Origin of the sequence: Streptomyces sp. NPDC017890, assembly GCF_044328675.1 — a bacterium.
Lineage (GTDB): Bacteria > Actinomycetota > Actinomycetes > Streptomycetales > Streptomycetaceae > Streptomyces.
Window position 1 is genome coordinate 1 of record NZ_JBIRHU010000065.1, and the last position, 5,327, is coordinate 5,327.

1 protein-coding gene is annotated in these 5,327 nt (G+C 74.6%); it reads right to left on the minus strand.

The window, feature by feature from the left end; translation table 11 throughout:
* On the minus strand, window positions 1–5,327 hold a 5,327-nt coding region (locus ACH4F2_RS35015), incomplete at both ends, for a beta-ketoacyl synthase N-terminal-like domain-containing protein (RefSeq protein WP_398136723.1).

The window sequence follows — 5,327 nt, forward strand, 5'->3', positions numbered from 1 at the left end:
CCCGCCAGGTCCCGCAACCCGAACAACGCCGTCAGGAACACGATCGGCGTCGCCGCAGCCTGCTCGAACGACCACCCCTCCGGGATACGCACGAGCAGCCGCGCATCCGCCACACCGACCGGACCGAAGCTGTGCCCGACCATGCCGAACACCCGGTCCCCCACGGCCGGCTCCGTCACACCGGGCCCGACCTCGGTCACCACACCCGCGCCCTCGCTGCCGAGGATCCCGGCACCCGGGTACATGCCCAGCGCGATGAGCGCGTCGCGGAAGTTGACGCCGGCCGCGCGTACGGCGATGCGTACCTCGCCGTCGGCCAGCGGTGCCAGGGCGTCCGGGCTCGGGACGAGCGACAGGTTCTCCAGCGTTCCCTCGCCGGTCGTGTCCAGGCGCCAGGCCTGCTCCCCCGCAGGCGGCAACAGGGTCGCCGACGTGCCGATCCGGGCCAGTCGCGGGGCGAGAGCCCGGCCTGCCCGGATCGCCAGCTGCGGTTCGTCGAGGCCGGCCACCAGGGGCAGCGCCAGGATGCCGGGGGCGGCCCCCGGGTCGAGGTCGACGAGCAGAACACGGCCGGGGTTCTCCGACTGCGCCGAGCGCAGCAGACCCCACACGGCCGCACCGGCGAGGTCCGGTCCCGTGCGGGCGGTGCCGGCCGTGACCGCGCCGCGGGTCAGCACCAGCAGCCGCGAGTCGCCCAGCGTCTCGTCGGCCAGCCAGCCCTGGAGCAGTTCGAGGATCCGGCAGGTCTGCTCGCGGGGGGCGGAGCCGGGCGGGCAGGAGACCACGACCATGCCGGGGCTCGTTCCGCTGGACTTGGTGACTTCGGCGAGGGCGGCGAGGTCCTCGTGGGTGTCCACCAGCGTGCCGGCCTCGGCCATGGCGGCGCCGACGCCGAAGTCGTCCGCGCCGAGTACGGCCCAGGAGCCGAGCTGCCCGGGGGTCTCGGGTGCCGGGACCGCGGTCCAGTCGACCAGGTACAGCGAGTCGTCGGCGCGGTCCGGGCGGGCGTCGGCGAGCGCCTGCGGGGCCAGCGGACGGAACGCGAGGGACTCCACGACCGCCACGGGGGCGCCGGTGCCGTCCGCGACGGCGAGGCTCACGCTCCGGCCGCCCGCGGGCGAGATCCGCACCCGCAGGGTGGCGGCGCCGATGGCGTACACGGACACCCCGGACCAGGCGAAGGGCAGGCCCGGTCCGCCGTCGCCGTCGGCGGGTCCGCCGAGGGCGACGGCGTGCAGCGCGGCGTCGAGGAGCGCGGGGTGCAGGCCGAAGGTTCCGGCGCTCTCACGGTGTTCCTCGGACAGTGCGACCTCGGCGAAGACGTCGTCGTCCTGCCGCCATGCCGCGCGCAGCCCTTGGAAGAGGGGCCCGTACGCGAGACCGGCCTCGGTGAGGCCCGCGTAGAGGTCCGTGGTGTCGACCGGGGTGGCGGTGGGCGGCGGCCAGGCCGAGAAGTCGAAGTCGGGCTCCGGCGGGGTGGGGGACATCAGGCCGCTGCCGTTGCGGATCCACGGCTCGTCGGGGGCGGCGTCCTCGGCCCGTGAGTGGATGCCGAGGACGCGGTTGCCCTCGTCGTCGGGCTCGCCGAGGACGACCCGCAGCCGTATGCCGCCGCGCTCGGGCAGCGCCAGCGGTGCCTCGAGGGTCAGTTCGTCGAGCCGGTCGCAGTGCACGCGGTCACCGGCGACCATCGCCACTTCCACGAACGCCGTGCCGGGGAGCAGTACCGTGCCGGCCACGCAGTGGTCGACGAGCCACGGGTGGGTGCGGCGGGATATCACGCCGGTGAACATCGTCCCGCCGCTGTCGGGGATCTCGGTGGCCGCGGCGAGCAGCGGGTGGTGGGCCGAGTCGAGTCCGGCCGACGTCACGTCGCCCGCGCCCCGGCCCGCCGGGGCGAGCCAGTACTGCTTGCGCTGGAAGGCGTACGTCGGCAGGTCGACGTGGCGCGGGCGGTGCCCGGCGAAGCACGCCTCCAGGCCGACCGGGAGACCGTGTACGTACAGGGTCGCGAGCGCGGTGGTCAGCGCCTGTGCCTCGGGGCGCCCGGCTCGCTGCGCGGGCACGAACAGCGCGTCGCCGGCGGCGGGCAGGCAGTCCTGGCCGAGGCCGGTGAGGACGCCGTCGGGTCCGAGCTCGAGGTACGTGGTGACGCCGAGCGAGTCGAGCGCGCGCATGCCGTCGAGGAAGCGGACGGCGTGCCGGACGTGCCGGACCCAGTGGTCGGGGGATGCCACGTCGGCGACGGCGCCGCTGAGGTTCGACACGATCGGTGTCCGCGGGGCCCGGTAGGTGAGGCTCTCGGCGACGCGGGCGAACTCGGCGAGCATGGGTTCCATGCGCGGCGAGTGGAAGGCGTGGCTGACGTTGAGACGCTTGACCTTGCGGCCCTGCGTCCGCCAGTGCTCGGCCACTTCCTCGGCGGCGTCCTCGTCTCCGGCGATCACCGTGGCGGCGGGGCCGTTGACGGCCGCGACGCTCAGCCGTGCCTGCCGGTCCCCGAGCTGGGGCAGGACCTCCTCCTCGGTGGCCTGCAGGGCGATCATCGCGCCCCCGGCGGGCAGGGCCTGCATGAGGCGGCCGCGCGCGGCCACCAGGGCCGCCGCGTCGGCGAGCGAGAGGACGTCCGCGACGTGGGCGGCGGTCAGTTCGCCCACGGAGTGACCCATCAGGAAGGCGGGCCGGACCCCGTGCGCCTCCGCGAGCCGGTACAGGGCGGTCTCGACGGCGAACAGGGCCGCCTGGGTGAAGTCGGTGCGGTCGAGCAGCGCGGCTTCAGGGGTTCCCTCCGCCGCGAACATGACCTCCTTGAGGGGGCGTTCGAGGTGCTGGTCCAGCTCGGCGCAGACCGCGTCGAGCGCGTCGGCGAACACCGGGTGTGTCGCGTGCAGTTCGTGTCCCATGGCCGCGCGCTGGCTGCCCTGGCCGGTGAAGAGCACCGCGAGCTTGCCGGCGGGCGCGGGCTCGCCGGTCACGGTGTGCGCCGCCGGTGTGCCCTCGGCGAGGGCGGTCAGGCCGTTCAGGAAGTCCTCGGTGTCGCGGCCGACGACGACGGCACGGTGGTCGTGGGGGGACCTGGTGGTGGCCAGGGCGTGGCCGATGTCGGCGACGGAGGCGCCGGGCAGGTCGGTGACGTACCTCCGCAGCCGTTCCGCCTGGGCCGCGAGGGCCTGCGCGGTGCGGGCGGACAGGGCCCACGGGAGCGGGGCACCGTCCACGGCCGGGCCGGCCGGTTCGGTCTCCGCGGGCGGCTCCGGGTCCGGGGCCGCTTCGAGGATGGCGTGCGCGTTGGTGCCGCTGATGCCGAAGGCCGACACGGCGGCGCGGTGGGGCCGGCCCGCGGCGGGCCACGCGGTGGCGGCGTGGAGCAGCGAGACGGCACCGGACGCCCAGTCGACCTCGGGGGTGGGTTCGTCGGCGTGCAGTGTGCGCGGCAGTACGCCGTGGCGCATCGCCATGACCATCTTGATGACACCGGCGACACCGGCGGCGGCCTGGGTGTGGCCGATGTTCGACTTGATGGAGCCGAGCCACAGCGGGCGGTCCGGGTCGCGGTCCCGGCCGTAGGTGGCGAGCAGCGCCTGTGCCTCGATCGGGTCGCCGAGGGCGGTGCCCGTGCCGTGTGCCTCCACGGCGTCGACGTCGGACGGGGCGAGCCGGGCGTTGGCGAAGGCCTGGCGGATGACCCGCTGCTGGGAGGGGCCGTTGGGCGCGGTGAGGCCGTTGGAGGCGCCGTCCTGGTTGACCGCGCTGCCCCGTACCACGGCCAGCACCCGGTGGCCGTTGCGGCGCGCGTCCGACAGCCGTTCCAGGAGCAGGAGGCCCGCGCCCTCCGACCAGCCGGTGCCGTCGGCACCGGCTCCGAACGCCTTGCACCGGCCGTCCGGTGAGAGGCCGCCCTGCCGGTCGAACTCGTTGAAGATGCCCGGTGACGCCATCACCGTGACCCCTCCGGCCAGCGCCATCGAGCATTCGCCGTTGCCGATCGCCTGGGCCGCCAGGTGGAGCGCCACCAGTGATGACGAACACGCCGTGTCCACCGTCACGGCCGGTCCCTCCAGGCCGAAGCTGTAGGCCACGCGGCCGGAGATCACGCTGGTGGTGGTGCCGGTCATCAGGTAGCCCTCGACGCCCTCGGGCAGCTGCCGCAGACCGTTGCCGTAGCCGGACGAGGAGGCGCCTGCGAACACGCCGATCCGGCTGCCCCGTACGGTGGCCGGGTCGATGCCGGCCCGTTCGAAGGTCTCCCACGCGGTTTCGAGGAGGAGCCGCTGCTGCGGGTCCATGGCGAGTGCCTCGCGCGGGCTGATGCCGAAGAAGTCGGCGTCGAAGCGACTGGCCTCGTGGACGAAGCCGCCGTGCCGTCCTTCGCCGTCCGGGTCGTCCCAGCCTCGGTCCTGCGGTGCCCCGGTCACGGCGTCGACGCCGTCGGCGACCAGCCGCCACAGGTCCTCCGGCGAGGAGACCCCGCCCGGGTAGCGGCAGGCCATGCCGACGATGACGACCGGGTCGTCCGTGAGGCCCACGCCCGTGGTGGGCGGCTGTGCGGCGACCGCGTCGTCGGTCGCGGCGCCGAGCGTCTCACCTCGCAGGAAACGCGCGAGGGCGACCGGTGTGGGGTGGTCGAAGACCAGTGTCGCGGGGAGCCTGAGGCCGGTGGCGGCGTTGAGCTGGTTGCGCAGCTCGACAGAGGTGAGCGAGTCGAACCCGAGCTCCTGGAAGGTGCGTTCGACCACGACGTCGTCGGGTGACGGATATCCGAGGACGGTCGCCACCTGCCCGCGGACCAGGTCGAGCAGAGCGGCGTCCTGGTCCTCCTCGGAGAGGCCGGCCAGCGTGCGCGCCAGAGTAGTGTCCGCATCGGCCGCGGCCGTGTTGGACGCGGTCCGCCGCGCGGGAGCGCGGACCAGCCCGCGCAGCAGGGCGGGCAGTCCCTCGGTGGGGAGCGCCGCGGCGGTGATACGGATCGGGACGAGGACGGCGTCGTCCCGCGCGGTGGCGGCGTCGAACAGCGCGGTGCCCTCTTCGGAGGTGAGGGCGGAGATGCCGCCCCGGTTCATCCGGGCGAGGTCCGTTTCACCGAGGTCGCCGGTCATCGCGGAGCGCTGGGCCCACATGCCCCACGCGAGCGACTGTCCCGGCAGGCCCTGCGCCCGGCGGTGCTGGGCGAGAGCGTCGAGGAAGGCGTTGGCCGCCGCGTAGTTGCCCTGGCCGGCGCTGCCCAGTACCGCGGCGGCGGAGGAGAACAGTACGAACATGGACAGATCCATGTCCCGCGTCAGCTCGTGCAGATGCAGCGCCGCGTCCACCTTCGGCCGGAACACCCC